18 protein-coding genes are annotated in these 21,857 nt (G+C 54.6%); 4 read left to right on the top strand and 14 right to left on the bottom strand.

Annotation, left to right across the window (positions count from 1 at the left end):
* Positions 1–49: 49 nt before the first annotated feature.
* Positions 50–1,165, bottom strand: a complete 1,116-nt coding sequence (locus WM46_RS11735) for a YbdK family carboxylate-amine ligase (protein ID WP_102602328.1) — start codon at positions 1,163–1,165, stop codon at positions 50–52.
* A 142-nt stretch (positions 1,166–1,307) separates the two neighbouring features.
* On the opposite strand from WM46_RS11735, the gene WM46_RS11730 reads away from it, so the two are divergent.
* Positions 1,308–2,012, top strand: coding sequence for a GNAT family N-acetyltransferase (locus WM46_RS11730; protein ID WP_102602327.1), 705 nt, complete (start codon positions 1,308–1,310; stop codon positions 2,010–2,012).
* A gap of 36 nt (positions 2,013–2,048) precedes the next feature.
* Here WM46_RS11730 and betA read toward each other — a convergent pair whose 3' ends face one another.
* Genes betA through betI form a run of 3 tightly spaced genes read right to left on the bottom strand, consistent with a single transcriptional unit; the run spans position 2,049 to position 5,819 of the window.
* On the bottom strand, positions 2,049–3,725 hold the full coding sequence (betA, locus tag WM46_RS11725; protein WP_102602326.1) for a choline dehydrogenase: 1,677 nt from the start codon (positions 3,723–3,725) through the stop codon (positions 2,049–2,051).
* A 13-nt stretch (positions 3,726–3,738) separates the two neighbouring features.
* Positions 3,739–5,211, bottom strand: coding sequence for a betaine-aldehyde dehydrogenase (gene betB, locus WM46_RS11720; RefSeq protein WP_102602325.1), 1,473 nt, complete (start codon positions 5,209–5,211; stop codon positions 3,739–3,741).
* Between the two features lie 17 nt (positions 5,212–5,228).
* Positions 5,229–5,819 carry a transcriptional regulator BetI gene (gene betI / locus WM46_RS11715; protein ID WP_102602324.1) on the bottom strand — a complete coding sequence of 197 codons (591 nt, stop codon included), beginning with the start codon at positions 5,817–5,819 and terminating at the stop codon, positions 5,229–5,231.
* 127 nt (positions 5,820–5,946) lie between these two features.
* Here betI and WM46_RS11705 point away from each other — a divergent pair, with 127 nt between their 5' ends.
* Positions 5,947–7,980, top strand: a complete 2,034-nt coding sequence (locus WM46_RS11705; RefSeq protein WP_061076771.1) for a choline transporter — start codon at positions 5,947–5,949, stop codon at positions 7,978–7,980.
* 226 nt (positions 7,981–8,206) lie between these two features.
* Positions 8,207–8,359: a Hok/Gef family protein gene (locus tag WM46_RS11695; RefSeq protein WP_046477188.1), complete on the top strand. Its 153-nt coding sequence runs from the start codon at positions 8,207–8,209 to the stop codon at positions 8,357–8,359.
* Positions 8,360–8,464: 105 nt separating this feature from the next.
* Here the strand turns inward: WM46_RS11695 and WM46_RS11690 are convergent, their stop codons facing one another.
* Genes WM46_RS11690 through WM46_RS11675 form a run of 4 tightly spaced genes read right to left on the bottom strand, consistent with a single transcriptional unit; the run spans position 8,465 to position 13,237 of the window.
* Complete coding sequence (locus WM46_RS11690) at positions 8,465–9,979, bottom strand: FGGY family carbohydrate kinase (protein ID WP_102602323.1); 1,515 nt, start codon at positions 9,977–9,979, stop codon at positions 8,465–8,467.
* Positions 9,980–10,011: 32 nt separating this feature from the next.
* On the bottom strand, positions 10,012–11,430 hold the full coding sequence (locus WM46_RS11685) for an L-fucose/L-arabinose isomerase family protein (RefSeq protein ID WP_102602322.1): 1,419 nt from the start codon (positions 11,428–11,430) through the stop codon (positions 10,012–10,014).
* Between the two features lie 36 nt (positions 11,431–11,466).
* Entirely contained in the window at positions 11,467–12,414 is a 948-nt protein-coding gene (locus WM46_RS11680; RefSeq protein WP_102602321.1) for a transketolase family protein, read from the bottom strand.
* Entirely contained in the window at positions 12,407–13,237 is an 831-nt protein-coding gene (locus WM46_RS11675; RefSeq protein WP_102602320.1) for a transketolase, read from the bottom strand. Before WM46_RS11675 ends, WM46_RS11680 begins: the two co-directional genes overlap by 8 nt.
* A gap of 312 nt (positions 13,238–13,549) precedes the next feature.
* Here WM46_RS11675 and WM46_RS11670 point away from each other — a divergent pair, with 312 nt between their 5' ends.
* Entirely contained in the window at positions 13,550–14,503 is a 954-nt protein-coding gene (locus WM46_RS11670; protein WP_102602319.1) for a sugar-binding transcriptional regulator, read from the top strand.
* A 48-nt stretch (positions 14,504–14,551) separates the two neighbouring features.
* On the opposite strand, the gene WM46_RS11665 is transcribed toward WM46_RS11670, so the two are convergent.
* The 6 genes from WM46_RS11665 to WM46_RS11640 form a co-directional block, all read right to left on the bottom strand.
* Complete coding sequence (locus tag WM46_RS11665; RefSeq protein ID WP_102602318.1) at positions 14,552–15,640, bottom strand: ABC transporter permease; 1,089 nt, start codon at positions 15,638–15,640, stop codon at positions 14,552–14,554.
* A 1-nt stretch (position 15,641) separates the two neighbouring features.
* Entirely contained in the window at positions 15,642–17,168 is a 1,527-nt protein-coding gene (locus tag WM46_RS11660) for a sugar ABC transporter ATP-binding protein (RefSeq protein ID WP_187394481.1), read from the bottom strand.
* Positions 17,168–17,776, bottom strand: coding sequence for a DUF2291 family protein (locus tag WM46_RS11655; protein WP_102602317.1), 609 nt, complete (start codon positions 17,774–17,776; stop codon positions 17,168–17,170). The genes WM46_RS11660 and WM46_RS11655 overlap by 1 nt, the downstream gene beginning before the upstream one ends.
* A gap of 11 nt (positions 17,777–17,787) precedes the next feature.
* Positions 17,788–18,729 (bottom strand): D-ribose ABC transporter substrate-binding protein, encoded by a 942-nt coding sequence (locus WM46_RS11650; RefSeq protein ID WP_102602316.1) that lies wholly within the window; start codon positions 18,727–18,729, stop codon positions 17,788–17,790.
* 117 nt (positions 18,730–18,846) lie between these two features.
* Entirely contained in the window at positions 18,847–19,509 is a 663-nt protein-coding gene (entD, locus tag WM46_RS11645) for an enterobactin synthase subunit EntD (RefSeq protein WP_102602315.1), read from the bottom strand.
* A 45-nt stretch (positions 19,510–19,554) separates the two neighbouring features.
* Positions 19,555–21,828 carry a TonB-dependent siderophore receptor gene (locus tag WM46_RS11640; RefSeq protein WP_102602314.1) on the bottom strand — a complete coding sequence of 758 codons (2,274 nt, stop codon included), beginning with the start codon at positions 21,826–21,828 and terminating at the stop codon, positions 19,555–19,557.
* Positions 21,829–21,857 lie beyond the last annotated feature (29 nt).

Here is a 21,857-nt window from a genome sequence, read left to right as displayed (position 1 = left end):
AAAAAAGCCATTGTCCTGGATCTTCTCCGTTAACGCAAACCCGCTCCGCTTACCCTGCCCAGATCTCACAATGTTTTTTCACCAGCCCGATGAGCGAACCGCCCTCGCTGACAAAGTCACGCATTGTCTGCGCTTCATTGAGGCCGTTTTTCACCTGGCGCGTTAACGCCTCGATAGCGCTGGTCGCCCCCACTTTATCTGCCGAGGGCGCCACGTTTTCCAGCAGGCGCAGGGTGTCATCTGACAGCGGATGGCGATCGCCGCTATGCACATCGGTCAGAATACCCTCCAGCCCATAACGGCAGGCCTGAAAACGGTTGAATTTATACAGCAGGTAATCACGCTCCTGATGCTTAAATGGGCGCTTGGTCAGCAGCCAGTGGGCGGTGGCCTGAATTAACCCGGCAATATTCACCGCATGCGACAGGGTCAGCGGCGTATCCATCACCCGCACTTCGACGGTACCAAAATGCGGGCTGGGACGAATATCCCAGTGCAAATCCTTAATGCTGTCGATCATGCTCGTATAGCTGAGCCGGCGGAAAAGTCCCTCAAATTCCTGCCAGTTGCTGACCCATGGCATCGGGCCATTATCAGGAAATCCGGAAAAAATATTCAGGCGCGACGAGGCAAAGCGGGTGTCGGAGCCCTGCATATAGGGTGACGCCGCCGAGAGCGCAATAAAGTGTGGGACAAAGTGCGACAGTCCGTGCAGCAGATAAATGGCGTCATCGCCGCTGGGACAGCCGACGTGGACATGTTGCCCAAATACGGTGGCCTGCTGGATGAGATACCCAAAGTTCTCCAGCGTACGCTGATAGCGCTCGTTGTCGCACACCTGCTGGCGCTGCCATTTCTGAAACGGATGAGTGCCGCCGCCGCAAATTTCAAGGTGATGGTCGGCCGCCGCCTCGAGGATCACCTGTTGCATGGCGGAAAACTGCACGGCGGCCTGATCGATGTTGCGGCAGACGTCGGTGGCCATCTCCAGCATGCTTTCGGTGATATCGTGTTTCACCTCTCCGGCGCTCACCCGATCTTTCACTGCGGCAATCAGCGTCGAAGAGTCCTGGCTCAGGTCATAACCAGGCGGATTCACCACCTGCATTTCCAGTTCAATGCCGAGGGTATACGGTTCTGAGACGTGAAAATCGGGTAGTGGCATGGCATTCGCTCCCCTGGTGATGTGCTTTTAGTATAGAAGCGATGGGTCAATCCGCAGCGGCAGAAGAAATCTGAAAGTGGCGCTTTGAAGACGAATCGGGAACTGTTATAACCAGATTTTACCGTTGCGTAAGGAGTGAGCTGTGCCGGAAATTAATCAGTATGGTCAGACGGTTGGCGACGCGTTGCCGGACTGGCATGGCGCGTCGGTTCTGCAACGAACCGTGCTGGAAGGTCGTTACTGCCGCCTTGAGCCGCTCGATCCAGAACGTCATGCCGGAGATCTGTTCGACGCCTATGCGCAGGCCGATGACGAGCGGGACTGGACGTGGCTGGCGAGCAGTCGCCCCGACAGCGTAGAGGCGACATTCCACTGGCTCAGCGGGAAAGCGAATGATGACGCACTGGTGCCTTTCACCGTGGTGGATATCCGCGCTGACCGTGCGGTGGGGTTAGTCTGCTTTATGGCGATCGAACGCGAGCACGGCAGCGTTGAAATCGGCCATGTCACCTGGTCGCCGCGGATGAAAAATAGCGTACTGGGCACAGAAGCCGTCTGGCTGCTGTTGCGGTATGCGTTTGCGCAGGGCTATCGCCGCGTGGAGTGGAAATGTGATTCTCTCAACCTGGCGTCACGCCGGGCGGCAGAGCGGTTAGGGTTTGTGTTTGAAGGCCGTTTTCGCCAGAAAATTGTCCGCAAAGGCCGCAATCGGGACAGCGACTGGTTGTCGATGATTGATCGCGAGTGGCCTGAGTGTGACCGCGCATTACAGCGCTGGTTAGCGCTGGAGAATTTTGACGAGCACGGCCGGCAGCGGCAAACGCTGGCGCAGTGTCGATTGTCATAAGTAAAACTCCGCTCTGTTACCAGAGCGGAAATCTCCTTAGCGCTGTGCCGGTTTACGTACCGGCGCATCGCCCGCCACGTAATAGCGTGCGGTGCTTTTTGCCAGCGGCGCGCGACCGCGAATGGCATCGGCAATTTTCTCGCCAATCATGATAGTCGTTGCATTCAGATTGCCGGTGATAATTTGCGGCATGATCGACGCATCCACTACGCGTAAATTTTCCACGCCGTGCACGTTGCCTTCGCCATCGACTACGGCCATCTCATCAAAGCCCATTTTACAGGTGCCGCAGGGGTGGAACGCCGTTTCCGCGTGGTTACGAACAAACGCATCCAGCTGTTCGTCGCTCTGGCAGTCAATGCCGGGACTGATCTCTCGTCCACGGAATTTATCCAGCGCCGGCTGGTTGATGATTTCACGGGTAAGGCGAATCGCATCGCGGAATTCCTGCCAGTCCTGCTCTGTCGACATGTAGTTAAACAGAATCGCCGGATGCTCGCGCGGATCGCGCGACTTAATCTGTACATGACCGCGACTCGGCGAGCGCATCGAACCAACGTGGCACTGAAAACCATGCTCTTTCACCGCGTTCGAACCGTTGTAGTTAATCGCCACCGGCAGGAAATGGTACTGAATGTTCGGCCAGCGAAATGCTTCGCGGCTGCGAATAAATCCGCCCGCTTCAAAATGGTTGCTGGCGCCGACGCCAGTACCACCAAACAGCCATTCAGCGCCGATCTTCGGCTGATTCCACCACTGCAGAGCAGGGTAGAGCGAGACCGGTTCTTTACACGCATATTGCAGGTACATTTCCAGATGATCCTGCAGGTTCTCACCGACGCCCGGCAGATGATGAACCAGCGGAATAGCATGCGCTTTTAACAGCGCGGCATCGCCTACGCCAGAGCGTTGCAGGATCTGCGGTGAAGCAATCGCGCCCGCGCACAGCAGCACCTCTTTCCGGGCCGTCGCGCGGACGGGGATTGTACTGTCGCCTTCCAGCCACTCCACGCCGATCGCTTTTTTACCGTCAAAAATGATGTGGTCGGTCAGCGCATGGGTCACGATGGTGAGGTTAGGGCGTTTTTTCGCCTGATCCAGATAGCCTCTGGCGGTGCTGGCGCGACGCCCCTGTGGCGTGACGGTGCGGTCCATCGGGCCAAAGCCTTCCTGCTGATAGCCGTTCAGGTCATCGGTTCGCGGATAACCCGCCTGGACGCCCGCCTCGATCATCGCGTCGAACAGCGGGTTCACGCCCGATTTTGAGGTGGTCACGCTGACCGGGCCGTCGCCGCCGTGATAGTCATTCGCGCCGGCATCGCGGGTTTCCGCTTTGCGGTAATAGGGCAGGCAGTTGAGGTAGCTCCAGTGCTCAAGTCCGGGTTCTTCTGCCCAGTGGTCGAGATCCAGCGCATTGCCACGGATGTAGCACATGCCATTAATCAGCGAGGATCCGCCCAGCCCTTTGCCGCGTCCGCACTCCATGCGGCGATAGTTCATATGCGGTTCTGGTTCGGTCTCATATGCCCAGTTATAGCGCTTCCCCTGCAACGGGAAAGCCAGCGCCGCCGGCATCTGGGTGCGGAAGTCCGCACGGTAATCCGGACCGCCCGCTTCCAAAAGCAGAACGGTGGTATTGCTGTCTTCTGTCAGTCGTGTTGCCAGTACGTTGCCGGCAGAACCGGCACCAATAATGATATAGTCAAAATGCAATGAAACCTCCTGCTTAAAATACAGACTGGAATGGCGCCATCTCGAGCTGAATGGATTTCACCTGGGTATAGCTTTGTAGCGTCATCACGCCGTTTTCACGCCCGATACCGGAATGCTTGTAGCCGCCAACCGGCATTTCTGCGGGGGATTCCCCCCAGGTGTTGATCCAGCAGATCCCGGCTTCCAGTTGGTGAATGACGCGATGTGCGCGGTTGAGATCCTGGGTGACGACGCCAGCGGCCAGACCGTAGTCGGTGTCGTTGGCGCGACGAATAACCTCGTCTTCACTCTCGTAAGTCAGAATTGTCATGACCGGGCCGAAAATCTCTTCGCGGACGATGGTCATCTCATCACGGCAGTCGGTGAACACCGTCGGGGCAACCCAGGCGCCATGGTCGAATGCGCTGCCCTTCAGTACATCGCCACCGCAAAGCAGCGTCGCGCCTTCGTTTTTACCGCTTTCGATATAGCGCAGGACATTTTCGCGATGCGGGAAGCTGACCAGTGGGCCAAAATTGGTCGCTGAATCAAACAGATCGCCAGCGCGGATCCGCGCCACGCGGGATAAAATAGTCTGCTCAAATGCGCTTTTCATCCGTGCCGGAATAAACACGCGCGTCCCGTTGGTGCAGACCTGGCCGGAGCTGTAGAAATTCGCCATCATTGCGATGTCAGCGGCAAGGTTGACGTTGGCATCCTCGAAAACGATCAGCGGCGATTTCCCGCCCAGTTCCATCGTCACCGCTTTGAGCGAGGACGCGGCAGCGTTCGCCATCACTTTTTTGCCGCTGGCGACGCCGCCGGTGAAGGAGACTTTGGCAATACCCGGATGTTCGGTCAGATAGTGGCCCGTTTCCGCGCCCTCGCCCGGCAGGACGTTAAAAACGCCATCCGGCAGGCCGGCTTCGCTGTAGATTTCTGCTAGTTTCAGGGCGGTCAGCGGGGTGACTTCGCTGGGTTTGAAGATCATCGCGTTGCCTGCCGCCAGGGCTGGCGCGGATTTCCACAGTGCGATTTGAATCGGGTAGTTCCATGCGCCAATCCCGGCGACGACGCCCAGCGGCTCGCGACGGGTGTAGACAAACGCGGTCTCTCGTAGCGGGATTTGGCTGCCTTCCAGTGCGGGAATCAACCCGGCGTAGTATTCCAGTACGTCTGCGCCGGTGACGATATCGACGCTGGCGGTTTCGCTGAACGGTTTGCCGGTATCCTGCGTTTCCAGCGTCGCCAGTTCGTCATTACGTTCGCGCAGAATCTCCACTGCCCGGCGCAGAATGCGCGAGCGTTCCATGGCGGTCATCGCCGCCCAGATTTTTTGTCCGCGTTGAGCGCTTTTCACCGCGCGGTCGACATCCTCACGCCCTGCGGCCTGTACGGTGGCCAGGACCTCGCCGCTGGCAGGGTTGATCGTCTCGAAAGTCCGACCGCTGGTGGCAGCAGTATAGCCACCATCAATGTAAAGCTGTTGTTCTGCCATTCGGGACATGCATTCTCCTCGGTGAGTCAGTGACTTTTTTGTAAGTGCTGACTGATGAAATGGGTGGTCAGCGCCTGGGCGAGACTGAGGTTGAACGGCTTACCGCTTAGCGCAGCACGCAGCCATAGCCCGTCTATCAGCGCCGCTAATCCGTAGCCCGCCTGCTGCGCCTGTTCACGCGGTAGCTCGCGTTTGAATTCGGCCACGATATTTGACAGCAGGCGTTTACTGGCGACCTGCTGCAGGCGGTACAGCATCGGCTGGTGCATGCTGCTGGCCCAGAACGCCAGCCAGGCTTTCATTGCGGCGTGGCTGATCTGGGTCTCGTCAAAGTTTCCCGCCACGATGGCGCGCAATCGCAACTCGGCGCGCGCGCCCGGTAGCGCATGGAGTCGATGCAAAACGGCATGACGCAGCTGGCTGGTGATGTCGCGCATCGTTGCCTCCAGCAATCCATTCTTATCCTTAAAGTAATGGCTAATGATCCCGGTAGAAACACCGGCACGACGGGCGATTTGCGCAATCGTCGCATCGTGCATCCCGACTTCATTTATCGCTTCCAGCGTGGCGTCAATCAGCTGCCGCTGCCGTATCGGCTGCATCCCCAGTTTGGGCATTTTGGGACTCCATTCATCAGTTTTGTTTCACTATTAAAGCGGTTTTTGATTGGACGTTCAATATAAAATGTGTCTTAATTGTTGCGAATTTGATTTTTAATAGTTACAAAAAATGTGAGGATACTGGATGTCAGACCTTCCCCAGCGCAGAGAAAAAGACAAAATCAATCCGGTGGTTTTCTACACGTCCGCCGGGCTGATTTTGTTGTTTTCCCTGACCACCATCTTTTTTAGTGATTTCTCCGCAGTCTGGATTGGCCGGACGCTGAACTGGGTTTCAAAAACGTTTGGCTGGTACTATTTGCTGGCGGCCACGCTGTACATCGTCTTTGTTGTTTTCATTGCCTGCTCGCGTTTTGGCTCGGTAAAGCTCGGGCCGGAGCAGTCGAAACCGGAGTTCAGCCTGCTCAGTTGGGCAGCTATGCTCTTCGCCGCCGGGATTGGTATCGACCTGATGTTCTTCTCTGTGGCGGAGCCGGTGACGCAATATATGCAGCCGCCGGAAGGGGCAGGGCAGACCATTGAAGCGGCGCGTCAGTCGATGGTCTGGACGCTCTTTCACTACGGTCTGACCGGCTGGTCAATGTATGCCCTGATGGGCATGGCGCTGGGATATTTCAGCTATCGCTATAATCTGCCGCTGACCATCCGTTCTGCGCTCTATCCGATCTTTGGTAAACGTATCAACGGACCGATTGGGCATAGCGTCGATATCGCCGCTGTTATCGGTACTATTTTTGGTATCGCCACGACGCTGGGGATTGGTGTGGTTCAGCTCAACTACGGTCTGAGCGTGTTGTTTGATATCCCGGATTCGATGGCGGCGAAAGCGGCGCTGATTGTCTTGTCGGTGGTGATCGCCACGATTTCGGTCACGTCCGGGGTGGATAAGGGCATCCGCGTACTTTCAGAGCTTAACGTTCTGCTGGCGTTGGGGCTGATCCTTTTTGTTCTGTTTATGGGCGATACCTCATTTCTGCTCAATGCGCTGGTGCTCAACGTGGGCGACTATGTGAATCGCTTTATGGGGATGACGCTCAACAGCTTTGCCTTCGATCGTCCGGTTGAGTGGATGAATAACTGGACGCTATTTTTCTGGGCGTGGTGGGTGGCATGGTCGCCGTTTGTTGGCCTGTTCCTCGCGCGAATCTCACGTGGGCGCACCATCCGTCAGTTTGTTTTCGGTACGTTGATTATTCCGTTCACCTTTACGCTGCTGTGGCTGTCGGTGTTCGGCAACAGCGCGCTGTATGAAATTATCCACGGCGATGCGGGTTTTGCTCAGGAGGCGATGGCGCATCCGGAACGTGGATTCTACAGCCTGTTAGCACAATATCCGGCGTTTACCTTCAGCGCCTCGGTGGCGACCATCACGGGCCTGCTGTTTTATGTGACCTCAGCGGATTCCGGCGCGCTGGTGCTGGGAAATTTCACCTCGAAGCTGAAAGATATCAATAGCGATGCGCCGTCATGGCTGCGTGTCTTCTGGTCGGTGGCGATCGGTTTGCTGACCCTGGGAATGCTGATGACGAACGGAATTTCAGCCTTGCAGAACACCACGGTGATCATGGGGCTACCGTTCAGCTTCGTCATTTTCTTTATTATGGCGGGATTGTATAAGTCGCTGAAGGTGGAAGATTATCGCCGTGAGAGTGCTAACCGGAATACGGCGCCTCGACCAATGGGCGTACAGGACCGGTTGAGCTGGAAAAAACGTCTGTCACGTCTGATGAACTATCCCGGCACACGCTACACCCGCGAGATGATGGAAAACGTGTGTTTCCCGGCGATGGAAGAGGTGGCGCAAGAGTTAACACTGCGTGGTGCGCACGTAGAACTGAAAAGTCTGCCGCCGGTAGAAGGCGAAAGCCTGGGGCACCTTGATTTGCGGGTGCACATGGGGGATGAACGTAACTTTATCTACCAAATCTGGCCGCAGCAGTATGCGATTCCGGGTTTTACCTATCGCGCACGCAGCGGGAAATCGACCTATTACCGTCTGGAGACCTTCCTGCTGGAAGGCAGTCAGGGCAATGACCTGATGGACTACAGCAAAGAGCAGGTGATTACCGATATTCTCGACCAGTATGAACGCCATCTGAACTTCATCCATCTGGATCGCGAAGCGCCAGGCAATGGCGTGCTGTTCCCGGGTATGTAGGACACTCTAAACGTTTTCCGAAAATGCGCTTTAGCTGTGTAAATATACAGTGATGGGTGAGAAGAAGAGTACGATAACGGCGGGTGCCTGATGCTGTCCAGCTTCAGGCCATTGCTGAGGTCTGGAAAGAAGAAAGCCCCAAGGTGACAGTACTATCAACCTTGAGGCTACCATTCCAAACCTGAACAATTCGGATGGTAGTCTCTTCTTCGCATGGAGGCAATACATGCTGACGAAATATGCCTTAATGGCAGTCATCGCACTCTGTATTACGGTGCTGGGATTCACGCTTCTGGTGAGGGACTCACTCTGTGAGTTTAGCGTCAGGGAGCGTGGTATTGAGTTTAAGGCAGTTCTCGCTTACGAATCGAAGAAGTAGCCGTTATGCGGGGAGTTATCCCCGCATATCCGCCTGTCAGGTCTGGATGAGACGGCGCCCGCTTTATCCATCGCCCGCAGTCAGTCATGGCTGCGGGCGAATTGCTTAGTTAACCTGCGTTTGCCAGCGAGTGCGCTCGATGGCGTGCTGCCATTCATGCCAGCGTTTTTGTAATCTCTCGTGACGTTCGGCGTTGGGCTGGAAGGAGACATGTTCTGGCAGGTAACGTCGGAGCTGCTCAATATCAACGTTGAGTAGCGCTTTACGCGCCAGTAATGCTGCGCCGATCGCCGAAAGTTCAGGCACGTCACTGCGCATCACCGGGCAGCCCAGCAGATCGGCCTGATATTGCATCAGCCAGTCGTTTTTTGTCGGACCGCCATCCACCATCAGCGCTGTAAGCTGAAAATCGCTGTGCTGGCGCATTGCCATAACGACATCGGCAATCTGATAGGTAATAGATTCCAGTGCCGCCCGAACCAGATGTGCGCGTTTCACGCCACGGCTTAAACCGTGAATCAGACCTCGGGCATTTTCATCCCACCAGGGGGCGCCCAGGCCGGTAAGCGCGGGTACAAAATAGACGCCAAGCGTGGAATCCACTGTCGCTGGCAACGTATTGAGTTCATGAATTAATTGCGCTTCGGGAAGTTCGCTTAAACCCGTGCTGTCCACCATCCAGGCTACGGCGTCGCCGGTATGGGGAATATTGCCTTCCAGTCCATAGACCCGCTTGTTGCCGTCATGCCAGGCGACCGTCGTCGCCAGCGCGTTGACATCACATAGTGCAGACTGTACTGGCGCCATCACGGAGGAACCCGTGCCATAGGTCGCTTTCACACATCCTTCCGCGCCCAGTCCGTGGGCAAATAACGCTGCATGCGAATCCCCAATCATCGCCAGAATGGGGATTCCATCAGGAATGTCGATCAACCCCTGGGTTACGCCGAAATACACGCTGGAAGGACAGATTTCTGGCAGCGCCTGCCGCGGTATGCCAAACAGCGTCAGCATGTCATCATCCCACTCACCGTGGGTCAGATTAAGCAATTGCGTACGTGACGCATTGGATTGATCGCAGCGAAATGCGTTACCTCCAGTCAGATTCCACAGTAGCCAGCTATCGATTGTACCCAGACAAATTTCACCTTGCTGTGCGAGTTGAAATCCATTGGGAATGCTTTGTAGCAACCAGCGCATTTTAGAGGCGGAGAAAAGCGGGGCGATGGGGAGTCCGGTCACGGCCTTGATTTGCGCTTCCCGACCTTGCTCGCGTAATGTTCGGCAAAAATCAGCAGTGCGCGAACATTGCCATGTCATGGCGGGGCCAAGCGGACGCCCGCTGGCACGATACCAGCCGATGGCTGTTTCACGCTGGTTGCTGATGGCCAGCGCCGCAACACGATTCGCCCCCACCGCCTGAATCGCCTGGGTCATAACCGCCAGTGATGCGGCCACCAGTGCCTCGCCGGATTGCTCAACCCAACCGTCACGTGGCGTTTGAATCGTCAATGAACGGGAAAATTTTGCCACCACTTTGCCGTTGCCATCCAGAGCGACCGCTTTTGCGTTAGTCGTCCCCTCATCAAGCGCAATGATAATGTCTTTATCTGCTGCCATACTCTTCTCCAGCCTCTTGTTATCCCGATGGTTTAGCGATGGAAAAATGTATCCACGCCGAGGTAACGGGTGAAGGCTTCATGCAGAATTTCGGCGCTGGCAGAGTGGTTCATGGCAACGTGATGCTCAAAACCATTACGACAAATCCACGCCAGCAGGTTTTCCAGATGAGGAACCTGAATGACTGCCCGGCAACCGACGGTATCGAGCGCATCATCCACCGACTGTCCTTCGCCGACGTAGGCTTTGATTTCCCCGGTCAGATCGTCAGTGCTCATACGGAAGTAAGTGAGCGTGCCGCTCTTCATCCGACCGTGTACGGCACCGCAGGTATTTTCTTTGCCGACGGTCGTGCCGATGATGTCAGCGGTCCCTATTTTGGGGCTTTCCAGACTGGCAGAGGCAAAGTTTCCACAGTGAAACAGGACACATTTATCACGATCGTCGCCGAAGTTGTTGTTCCAGTCGGCAATCGAGGCCGGACTCAAATTACTGCTGGCGAGTGCGTACATGGAGAGCGCTCCCATCACGTCCACTTCGCAGGCGCTCGGCATCAATTGCCCTGACATAACGCTCATGATCGAACAGACATTGATACCGAGATTTTCCTGCAGCGAAGTCCAGCACTGGATAGCTGTAGTATCAATGTCGTTAGCGATCACCCAGTCGCTTATCACGACAAACAGTTTTGCCATCGTGACGAGTTTATCTGCGGGGATCGCACTGGCGTCGGCGTTATCAATCAGCAGGCGGCGTTTCTCATCAACGCGGATATCGTCATCGCGTAACTGTTTGATGCGGGTAAACACCTCGGACAAATCCAACGTTTCGACGGCAATACCCAGTCTTTCCAGCAGTTTTTCGCTGTAGCGAACGGTGTTGAACCCGGCAGGTCGTGCGCCAATGGCTCCCACACGCACGCCGCGCATGCTACTGACGACGCGGCAAATTTGCTCAAAGCGTCTTAGATCTTTTTCAAAAACCTCCCCCGCTAAGTCACACACATGTTGAGTAGTCAGGGTGAAGGGAATACCGTACTGGCGCAGGTTATTGCATAGCGAGATTTTGCCGCAGAAACTGTCGCGACGGGTCGCCAGTCCCATCTTATCGAGATTATCTTCCTGCGCCTGAACCAGTACCGGAACATTCAGACCGGAGAGTCGCAGCGTCTCCGCTATCGCTTTTTCATCGCCAAAGTTTGGCAGCAGCACAACGACACCGTGGATTTCGTCGCGATGCGTGCGAAACAGTTCTGCACAAATTTTGGCATCCTGTCGGGTTTCCACACCGCCGAGCTCGGTTTGGGTGTCGTCGAGCATGATGGTTTTAATGCCGAGGCGGTTAAATAAAGCGGTTGCCTGTTCGCGGGCTTCTGCGACCAGATAACTTGGGAAAAAACCCCGGTTACCAATGATCACCGCCATGGTCAGTTGTTGAGGAATTCGGGACATAGCTTTCTCCAGTAAGTGTTCTGATTTGTTATTGTTTTATCTTGCTGCATTCAGTAGCGCGGTCGCGTTTCTTACAATGCCCGCGACGTCTATTTCGTGACGAGCGCGGGTTGCCGCTCTGTCCGCCGCGATGGCGTACTGACCATCGGCAATCCCCAGGCGGCGCAGAGGAATGGCGCTGGCGGCTTCTGCCAGTACTTCCGCAACCAGGCTTCCCACACCGCCGTTGATGTTATGTTCTTCCACACTAACCACAGCACGGCACGGCGTCAGTGCCGCGAGCAGTTGTGCAGTATTGCAGGGACGAATAGACGGTACACTGATTACGCTGGCTTCAATACCGGCTTGTGCCAGCTGTGCGGCAGCGTCGACAATTTCGTGCACCGTCGACCCCATCGCGACCAGGGCGATATCGTTACCTTCGCGCAGAATGTCGATGTGTCCCGGGACGAAGTGGTAATGCTCATCGTGTAATTCCGGCAGAGCTTTACCGTCCAGGCGGATATAAACCGGGCCAATATGTGACAGGGCATAATCGATAATCTGTCGACACTCTATCGGACAGGAAGGGGCATAAATTTCAATGTTGCCAAAACCGCGCAGTACCGCAATATCATCAATACTGTGGTGGGTGCTGGCGAGTGGACCATAGCTGGCGCCGGCGTTAAGGCCAAAGAGCTTCACGTTAGTGTTGTTGTAGCAGATGTCGACCTTGATCTGCTCATTAGCGCGTGAAATTAAAAAAGGCGCAGCGTTGCAGGTCGCGGCGATTTTCCCACCAAGCGCCAGTCCTGCGGCGGTGCCCACCAGCGTTTGTTCAGCAATGCCGACGTTTACCAGCCGCCCGGGAAACTTCTGCATAAATGGCGCAATTTTTGCGGTAGACGTGGAGTCCGCCACTACCGGCACCAGATCCATTCCGCGGTCGACCGCATCAATAAAGGCGTTAACCATCACCGTTGCGAGGTGTTCACTCTTACTCATCTTTTAGTTCCTCCAGCGCCAGTTCCACTTCCTCACCTTTAGGGACACGGTGATGCCATTCCGGACGTCCCTGAATAAAGGAGACGCCGGCGCCCTTGGTGGTATTTGCGATCACCACATGGGGCTTGCCCTGCGGCGTTAATCCTTCCAGAGTACGGACCACATCGGCCATATCATTTCCGCGACATGTGGTGACCTGCATACCGAAGGCACGCCATTTTTCATCAAGGGGATCGGTGTTCATGATCTCTTTTGTTGCCCCAGCCAACTGGAGATTATTCTTGTCGTTAATAATGACCAGATTATCGAGTTGGTAGTGCGCAGCGACCAGCGCGGCCTCCCAGTTGCTGCCTTCCGCCAGTTCACCGTCGCCGGTAATGACAAAGACGCGGCGTTTGCTGTTATTGCGTTTTGCCGCCAGCGCGATGCCGACTGCGACCGGTAGGCCGTGTCCCAGAGCGCCGGTATTGAGTTCGATGCCTGGCGTTTTGTGTTTCACAGGATGGCCGGGTAAATGCGAGTCGGCATGCTGATAGCTGGCGAGCCAGTCCACCGGAATAAAGCCAGCTTCTGCCAGCACGCAATAGTATCCGCCCACCGCATGGCCTTTTGACTGGATATAGATATCGCGTTCATCACTCTCTTGCAGCGCGGGAGAGCAGTTGAGAATACGGAAGTAAAGCGCCGTCAACAGCTCAACCTGGGACAGATCAGCCCCGGTATGACCGCCAGCCGGGCTCTCAGCGTTCAATACAATGATGCGTCGGCGTACCGCACGCGCTTTCTTTTCAAGCTCTTCGACTGAGAGCAAAAACGGATTCATATAACACCTCTTGAATGTTTAATCCTGTGTGAATAAATATTCCAGCAGGATGTAATAACCTGACCACTTGCCAAAGCGAGAGATTAACTCCTTGTTAAGTTGTTTAGTTATCGATAGGAATATATATTCACTACTGATTTATTATTCACTATTAAAGATATGCCTTGTCCCGGGGTTTGTCTACGCTTTGTGCAGGCAAATTTTGGAGAAAGGAGAAAAGGATCACACTTGCCTTGATAGTGAGAAGCAGGAGATCGCTTGTTATCTATTCAGGTATGAATAAAAATAACGGGACTTTACAGGGGGATTGCCATGTCGAAGCAGGATGAACAACGGTTACTGGTGAAAATTGCCACACTCTACTATGCCGAAAATAAAAAACAGTCAGAAATTGCCACGTTGCTGCATCTTTCGCAGTCCTTTGTGTCGCGTGCATTAACGCGATGCCAAAAAGATGGATTGGTAAAAATTACAGTAGTGCAACCGACCAATATTTTTGTCTCGCTGGAAAAGGCGTTGGAAGAACAATACGGCATTCGCCAGGCGATCGTAGTGGATGTGGGCGACAACCCTACGGGGGCGCAAATCAAGCACGCGATTGGCAGTGCGGCGGCGCATTATGTTGAAACCCGCATTCGTCCTGAGGATCTGGTAGGAATCTCTTCCTGGAGTAGTACGATTCGTTGCATGGTCGATGAGATGCATCCACAGAATATTCGTGCGGCGGGTGTGATCCAACTTTTGGGTGGCGTTGGGCCAAATGGCAACGTGCAGGCAACGATCCTCACGCAACAACTGGCCGCGCATCTGGGCTGCCCGTCGTGGCTATTACCCTCGCAAAGCATTGAGCACTCTGTTGAAGAACGCACCCGGTTGGTGAACAGTCCGGATGTCGCTGCGGTGGTCGATAAATTTGCCGAGGTGGATGTGGCAATCGTCGGGATTGGCGAACTGGAACCATCACAACTGCTGAAGAACTCCGGTAACTATTATAACGAAGAGATGCTTAAACTGCTTGCGGAGAGGGGCGCGGTTGGCGATATCTGCCTTCACTATTATGATGCTGCCGGAAAACCGGTGCTCAGTCATGAAGAAGATCCGGTGATTGGCATGGAGCTGGCGCAAATTCGCGACTGTAAGCACGTGATTGCGCTGGCGGGCGGTGAAGACAAACGTAACGCCATTCGCGGCGCGCTGCAGGGGAATTATATTGACGTACTGATCACTGATTATCCGACTGCGCGAAGTCTGGTAAAACAGGCATAGGTGGCTGAGACGCTCCGGGCGTTTTCACCCGGAGCAGGTTGTGCTTCGCTACTGACTTTCCATTGCCGCTTTTTGCGCGACGACCGCTGCCTTTTGCTGCATCCTATTCTGCATCTGGTCAATGATGACGGCAACGATAATGACGATCCCCTTGATTACCATTTGCCAGAATTCACTCACACCCATCATCACCAGTCCATCGGCGAGAAAGCCGATGACAAACGCTCCGATCAGCGTCCCGAGAATGGTGCCACGCCCTCCGGCGAGCGAAGTACCACCAAGCACCACGGCGGCAATGGCGTTCATTTCAAATGCCGTACCGTTTGCTGGATGGCTGGCGGAAAGCTGCGCTGATACGACAATCCCGGCAATGGCGGCGCACAGGCCGGAAAGGGTATAAACCCAAATTTTCACCTGTTTGACCTTCACCCCGGAAAGTTCAGCCGCGCGCTCGTTATCGCCAATGGCGTAAACATGGCGACCAAACGGCAGGCGGCGTGCTACATAGGCAATGATCAACGCCAGCACAATCATCATCCAGATAGCCCAGGGGATACCAAACAGCGTACCGGCACCTATTTCATCAAACCCGGTGTTCCCTAACTGTGGATTGCCGGAAAGTCCCGGGAAGGTCTGGCCGTCGGAGGTTAACATCGCCGCCCCCCGCAGAACGTACATGGTGCCCAACGTACAGATGAATGGCGCAACGTTATAGCGCGTGATAATCCAGCCGTTTGCGGCGCCAATTAGTCCACCAATCAACAGTACCAGCGGGACGATTACCCAGACGCTGGGGAAAATAGCGATACCAAACATCGGCAGCACTATCCCTTTGGTTATCAACCAGCCGGCAATCATGCCGCACAGCCCCAGCGTCGCGCCAATCGAGAGATCGATGCCAGCCGTGATAATGACGAAGGTAATCCCCAGCGCCAGGAAGGCGTTGATGGCGATATGTTTGATCATGATGACCATACTTCCGCCGGAGAGGAATCCCGGTACGGTAAAAGCAAAGAATCCCACTATCAAAAACAGCGCAATAAAGGTCCGCAGCTTCAGGATCAGCAGCAGAATATTTTCTCGTGAGAATGACACCCCGGAGCGGGGGGTAATGGCGACAGATTGAACAGTTTTCATGTCAGAACCCCTGAGCACTTGCGGTTACCAGCGCCGATTCTTCGGCCCGATCGCGTACGATATCGGCGGTCAGTTTCCCACCGGACATCACCAGAATGCGGTCAGACACCGCCATAATTTCTTTCAAATCTGAAGTGGAAAAGACAACGGCAATTCCCTGCTGCGAGAGTTGCACCATCATGCGAAAGACATCGGCTTTCGCGCCCACGTCGATGCCACGTGTGGGTTCGTCAAGAAACAGGATTTTCGGATTGGTCAACAGCGAGCGGCCAATCACGACTTTCTGCTGATTTCCGCCGCTCAGAGCCTGAATTTCGACCTCCGGTGACGAGACTTTGATCGACAGATCGCCAATTGTACTGACGACCACGGCCTCTTCATCACGGCGAGAAATGGCAAAGCCGCGCTGGAGTCGTCGCCACAGGCTGGCGATGGTCAGATTGGTGGCGACGGACGATATCGGGAAAATTCCAGTGCGCTTTCGGTCTTCTGGCACCAGGCTCATGCCCATGCGGATCCGCTCGGCGGTGGTTAACCGTTGCGGAACGGGCTTACTGTCCAGCCATAATTTGCCGAGATAATTACGCTCGGTGCCGAGCAGGCATTCAAACAGTTCAGTGCGTCCTGCCCCCATTAGCCCGTATATGCCGACAATTTCTCCGGCATGAACACGAAAGCTGACGTCGTTCACGACCGCGTTCCCGGCTGCATTTACGCAGGTGATGTGTTCCGCTTCGAGCACTGGCGCGCCAAAGGTGCGTCCAGGTTCAAGGAAGTTGCTGACCGGGTCGCTCCCTAACATTTCGCGAACAATCCACGGCACATCGATATCACACACTTTTGCCTCAGCCTGGAATTTACCGTCACGCAAAATGGTGATCACGTCACCAATCGCCATCAACTCTTCCAGACGGTGTGAGATATAGATGATCGACACGCCCTGACGAGTCAGTTCGCGGATCACCCGGAACAGAATCTCCACTTCGGTTTTGCTCAGCGCTGAGGTAGGCTCATCCAGAATCAGAATGTCGGCATCTTCCGCCAGCGCTTTGGCGATTTCGATGAGCTGCTGCTGTCCAACCTTGAGGTTACCCACCAGTTCGCGTGGGGAGATGGGCTGGTCAAGACGCTGCAGCAGTTCTGCCGCGCGTTTTTCCTGTTCGGCCTCATTAATGGGGGTCACGCCTTTTTGTAACTCCCGCCCCAGGAAGATGTTCTCTGCCACGTTCAGGTTTTCGAATAGGTTTAATTCCTGATGTACCATTCCGATACCGTGCGCGGCAGCATCCCGGGTGCTGGAAAAGCGCACAGGCTGGCCATTAAGCCGCATTTCACCGCTGCTGGGCTGCTGAACGCCGGCAAGGATCTTCATCAGCGTGGATTTACCCGCGCCATTTTCGCCAATAATGACGTTCACTTTGCCGCGCCAGACACGGTAATCCACTGCATCCAGCGCAACTGTACCAGGAAACAGCATTGAGATAGCTTGTGTTTCCAGGATGACTTCATCAGCAGGGACATCGTTCATTACGGAGCCTCCTGTTTCAACGCCAGGGCTGCGGCATTCTCAGGTTTACCGCCGTTCAGCGTCACCGCCATTAACACGGTGGCGGTTTTGCCTGACCAACTGTCATCAACCGGTGGAAGTGCTTTTACTGCTTCCCGGTTATAGGCCCGGGATAGCTGAGCAAACTGCACCTGGTTGGTAAAGTCCTCAAACTTAAAGCCTGAGGCATCACGAATCGCATTGCCGCGCATCACTGGCCCTATCTGAATTTCTACAGGCTGTCCGTTGACGTTCATCACGAAAGATTTCTCCCTGGTGTTGGAGATATCGATTTTTTCGATCCGACTGGTCAGACGGACGAACACGCTTTCTGGCGTGGCTGTCGGTGTCGCCATACGGACGCTCAGCGCGGTTGCATCCAGGGCGTGTTGATTCGCGGCGTCCAGTACGCGTGGCTGCCAGGTTTGTTGCGCGATCTGCTGGGGTGTCAGATTGTCGAAACTGGCTTTGGCATTAGGATCGGCGGGGATCACCGGCTTACCATTTTCGTCAAGATCGACTACCGTGCAGGCCGTCAGCAACAGGGTGGCGCACCCTAACAGCGCGGCACCCCATTGTGTTAACGACATAATGCCTCCGGTTAATGACTCAGATTGAATTTGTTCAGCTTGCTGGCGTTGGTTTCGTCAATCAGTACGCAGTCCATCAGCTGTTTCTCTTCTTTCTGGGCTTTTCCGTTTTTCAGGTAGTAATCCGCCTGTTCAACAGCCATCTGAGCCTGTTGCCAGCCAGGTTGCAGAACGGTCGCTTTGATATTGCTCTTGTTAATGATGGAGTCGCGGGTATAGTCGCTACCGTCAAAACCCACCACGATAACGTTGTTTTTCCCGGCGGCTTTTAACGCAGCCTCAGCACCGAGCGCCATGGTATCGTTGCCTGAAATGACGCCCACGATATTGGGGTTAGTTTGCAGGATGGCTTCCATACGGGTGAAAGCTTCGGTCTGGCTCCAGTTAGCGGTCTGCTGAGCGACCATCTTCATGTCCGGATAGTCATCCAGTACATCGTGATAACCCTGAGAACGCACATGCGCGTTGGTATCCGATTGGCGGCCTAACAGCTCAACGTACTGGCCTTTACCGTCCAGCAGTTTGGCGAACTTTTCAGCGCCAAGCTGTGCGCCCTGATAGTTATTGGAGACAATTTGCGCCACGGCAACACCGGTTTTATTGATCTCCCTGTCAATCAGAAACGCCGGAACGCCAGCGGCTTTTGCTTTTTCCAGCGGCCCTACGGTGGCATCAGCTCCCGCATTGTCGAGGATAATGGCTTTTGCTTTACGGGCAATCGCCGTTTCAATGAGCTGGTTCTGCTTGTTCACATCATCATCGTGAGAAGCCACCAGTGTGGTATATCCCAGCTCTTTTGCTTTCGCCGCCGCGCCATCAGCTTCGGCTTTGAAGAAAGGGTTGTCATGGGACGGTGTAATGATGGCGATGAGTCCATTATCGGCCGCGTACAACGTGCCGGATGCTGTAAGGATCGAAGCCAGTAAGACGGATTTTACAAAGGTCGTGTTCATCGTTTTCTCCACATTGAATATATATTCAAATATGATTTATTATTCAAAGTAACGATAAATCGACTTCATTGAACTGTCTACGTTTTGCGCGCTTAATTGTTTAAAAGGAGAAAAGGATCACGATCCTGATGCGAGATGAGGGAATAAAGTGATGACCATGTCCTGATGTTGTATCCAGTACACGTTGGCGTCGTGATAGGCGAAATTAGGCGAAAATATTGGTAATACACGTAGTGTTAGCTGCGTAGTTGTCAGTGCGGAGACTTTTGCGCTCGCAAATCCCGGGAGTGGGTGCGACCAACGTGACAGTGCTTTAAATACGCTCTCCTTGGCTGAAAAAGCCAGTGTTAAGGCAAGAGGAAAGGGTAACGTGCTGGAACGTAGAATCCGTTCTTCTTCATCATCGACAAGGGACGAACACACTTCAGCCGTCGTCTGCGGTGTGAAAATCGTTTCTATATCGACGCCCACTGGTTGGCGTGAAACCACCGCCAGTGCGGAAGTGGCGCCATGGCTGATGCTGCCGAACAGACCATGTGGCCATAACGGTTGTCGTTGTTCACCGATTCCCGGTACGTTTTTATGACCCCACTCGCGTAGTGCATGAACAGCGGCAATACGACCGGCCAGGTGTTCGGCTTTACGTTTACGCCCGGCACGTGCCAGTTGCGCATGATGAGGAAGCCACAGCAGATCGTGCTCGTGGAAGGTGTCCGGCTCGAACGTCACACATTGCAACGTATGGTGCGCCAGAATCAGAGGGAAGTGGGTTGTCTGCATCGCGTCATCAAAATCCCTCCTCCGGATGGAGGAGGGAAGAGGGCATCAGAAGTGTGTGTTAACGCTCATGTACCACGTACGACCCGGTTCATTATAGGTGTACGCACCTGCGCCACACATATAAGAGACATCGGTCGTGCTACCGGTCGTTTGCGCATTACCTTCACGCCACAGACGCTTGTCGAAGACGTTATCCACGCCGCCGGTCAGGCTGACATTTTTGGTCACGTCCCAGGTCGCGCTCAGACCCACGATGCTGTATGGGCTGATGGACTGTTTGTCCGAACCGGTCACCGGTTTACCCTGGTAATCGTATTTCTTCGGCTCTTGTTTGCCGTACCAGGTAAAGGTGGATTGCAGAGAAACATCCTGATGTACCTGCCAGCTCAACGTTGAGTTCAGCGTGTACTCTGGAATAATCGACAGGCGTTCGCCGGTCTCTTTGTTTTTACTCTGCAGCATGTAAGTGATGTTGTTGGTCCAGTTAACGGTGTTGCTAACCGGTACGTTCAGCGTCCCTTCCAGCCCTTCTACGACCGCTTTAGGTACGTTCTCCCACTGATAGATATCGGTGTAGGTGGTTTTGCCTTTGTTGGTAATCGATGTGCGGTCCATCGGTACCGTACCGGCCTCGATCTTATTGCGATAATCGTTGCGGAACCAGGTCACACCTGCCAGCCAGCCATCACGTGTGAACTCAAGGCCAATCTCTTTGTTGATGCTGGTTTCTGCTTTCAGATCGTCGTTACCCATCATGTAACAGCCGATGCCGGTCGCGGCACCCGTGGCATAGCAGCCCTGGCCTTTACTGTACAAAATGTAGTTCGGGTTGGTCTGATACAGGCTTGGCGCTTTATACGCCCGCGCAATGCCCATCTTCAGAGTGAAGTCATCGCCCAGGCCCTGTGACAGGTTCAGCGATGGGCTCCAGTTGTCGCCCACGATGCTGTGGTGATCGAAACGCAGGCCCGGCGTCAGCATGGTGCTGTCGGTCAGCTCCATGTTGTTCTCAGCGAACAGCGAGAAAATTTCCGCTTTTGAATAAGGGCTGCGGTCGGTGCTGCTGGAGCCTGGAATATCACCGCCCATAAAGGTCTGCGAGTTGGAGAGCATATCCTTCATACGCTGCTGGGTCCATTCAGTACCCAGCGTCAGGTTCTGGTTAACCAGCAAATCGAACGGCATGCTGATTTCACTGTGCAGCGTGACGTCGTTCAGGTCGGCATCAACATATTTCTGTGACGCTTTCGGGTCGAAGATTCCTTCAGTACCGCCCGCCAGACCTTCCGGCGTGCGGGAGTTACGGGTATGTTCATACTGCACCCAGTTGGTGGTGGTGACGCCGTTATCCCAACCGCCGTTCCAGGTCAGCGAGTAGTTCTGACGGTAGAGACGGTTGGTCTCTTCGCCGTAGTTATCTTTCACCAACTGGTTGGTATTGGTGTTCTGCGTGTCCCCGGCATACAGGTTACCCTGACGGCTGTAACCGGCTTCCAGTTCAATCGACTGCATCGGCGCGAAGTCCCAGCGCACCACACCGTTAATGTCCTTGTTGATGACGCCTTCACGACCGGCTGGCAGCGTGTCGGCATAGGTGCCGGTACGTTCAGACTGATGGCCCTGGTTGATGTTACGCGCATCGGCCTGCGTTTTATCCAGGTTACCAAACAGGCGGAAGCTGAAATCCCCGCCCAACGGACCGTTGAGGGTAAAGTTAGTGCGTTTGGTCGCGCCTTCCTCTTTGTGTTCCGGTGCGTTGAAATAGGTATTCCAGGAGCCGTGCCACTCGTTGCTGCCCTTTTTGGTGATGATATTCACCACGCCACCGGCGGCGCCGTTACCATAACGTGCGGCAGCAGGCCCGCGCAGGACTTCAATGCGTTCGATCATCTCCGGCGGCACCCATGATGTATCGCCACGGGTATCGCGCTCACCGCGCCAGCCGAGGCGCACGGAGTTACGACTGGTCACCGGTTTACCGTCGATCAGGATCAGGGTGTTTTCTGGCCCCATCCCACGAATATCAATCTGACGGTTATTGCCGCGCTGGCCGCTGGTCGAGTTACCGGTCAGGTTAACGCCAGGCATGGTACGAATGATTTCAGAGACGTCGCGAGCGGGAGGGTTTTTGCGAATTTCATCTGCGGTGATAGTCGACACGCCAGGAGCCTGCAAGTTCTGCTGGGCGGCGGTAACCACAATAGTATCTTCATGAGAGACGGCGGTGCTATCAGCGGTTTCTTCTGCCATTGCGGGCAGCGCTACCCCGTAAATCCCTAAGTTGACCAATAAGGCCAGGGAATGAATCTTCTTGTTCATTGTATTTCCTGCTTTTCTTTAGCCACGTG

The sequence above is a fragment of the Citrobacter freundii complex sp. CFNIH2 genome, from assembly GCF_002880615.1.
GTDB classification, from domain to species: domain Bacteria; phylum Pseudomonadota; class Gammaproteobacteria; order Enterobacterales; family Enterobacteriaceae; genus Citrobacter_A; species Citrobacter_A amalonaticus_F.
Note: the sequence above shows the minus strand (reverse complement) of the source record. Positions and strands in the feature narration are given on the sequence as shown.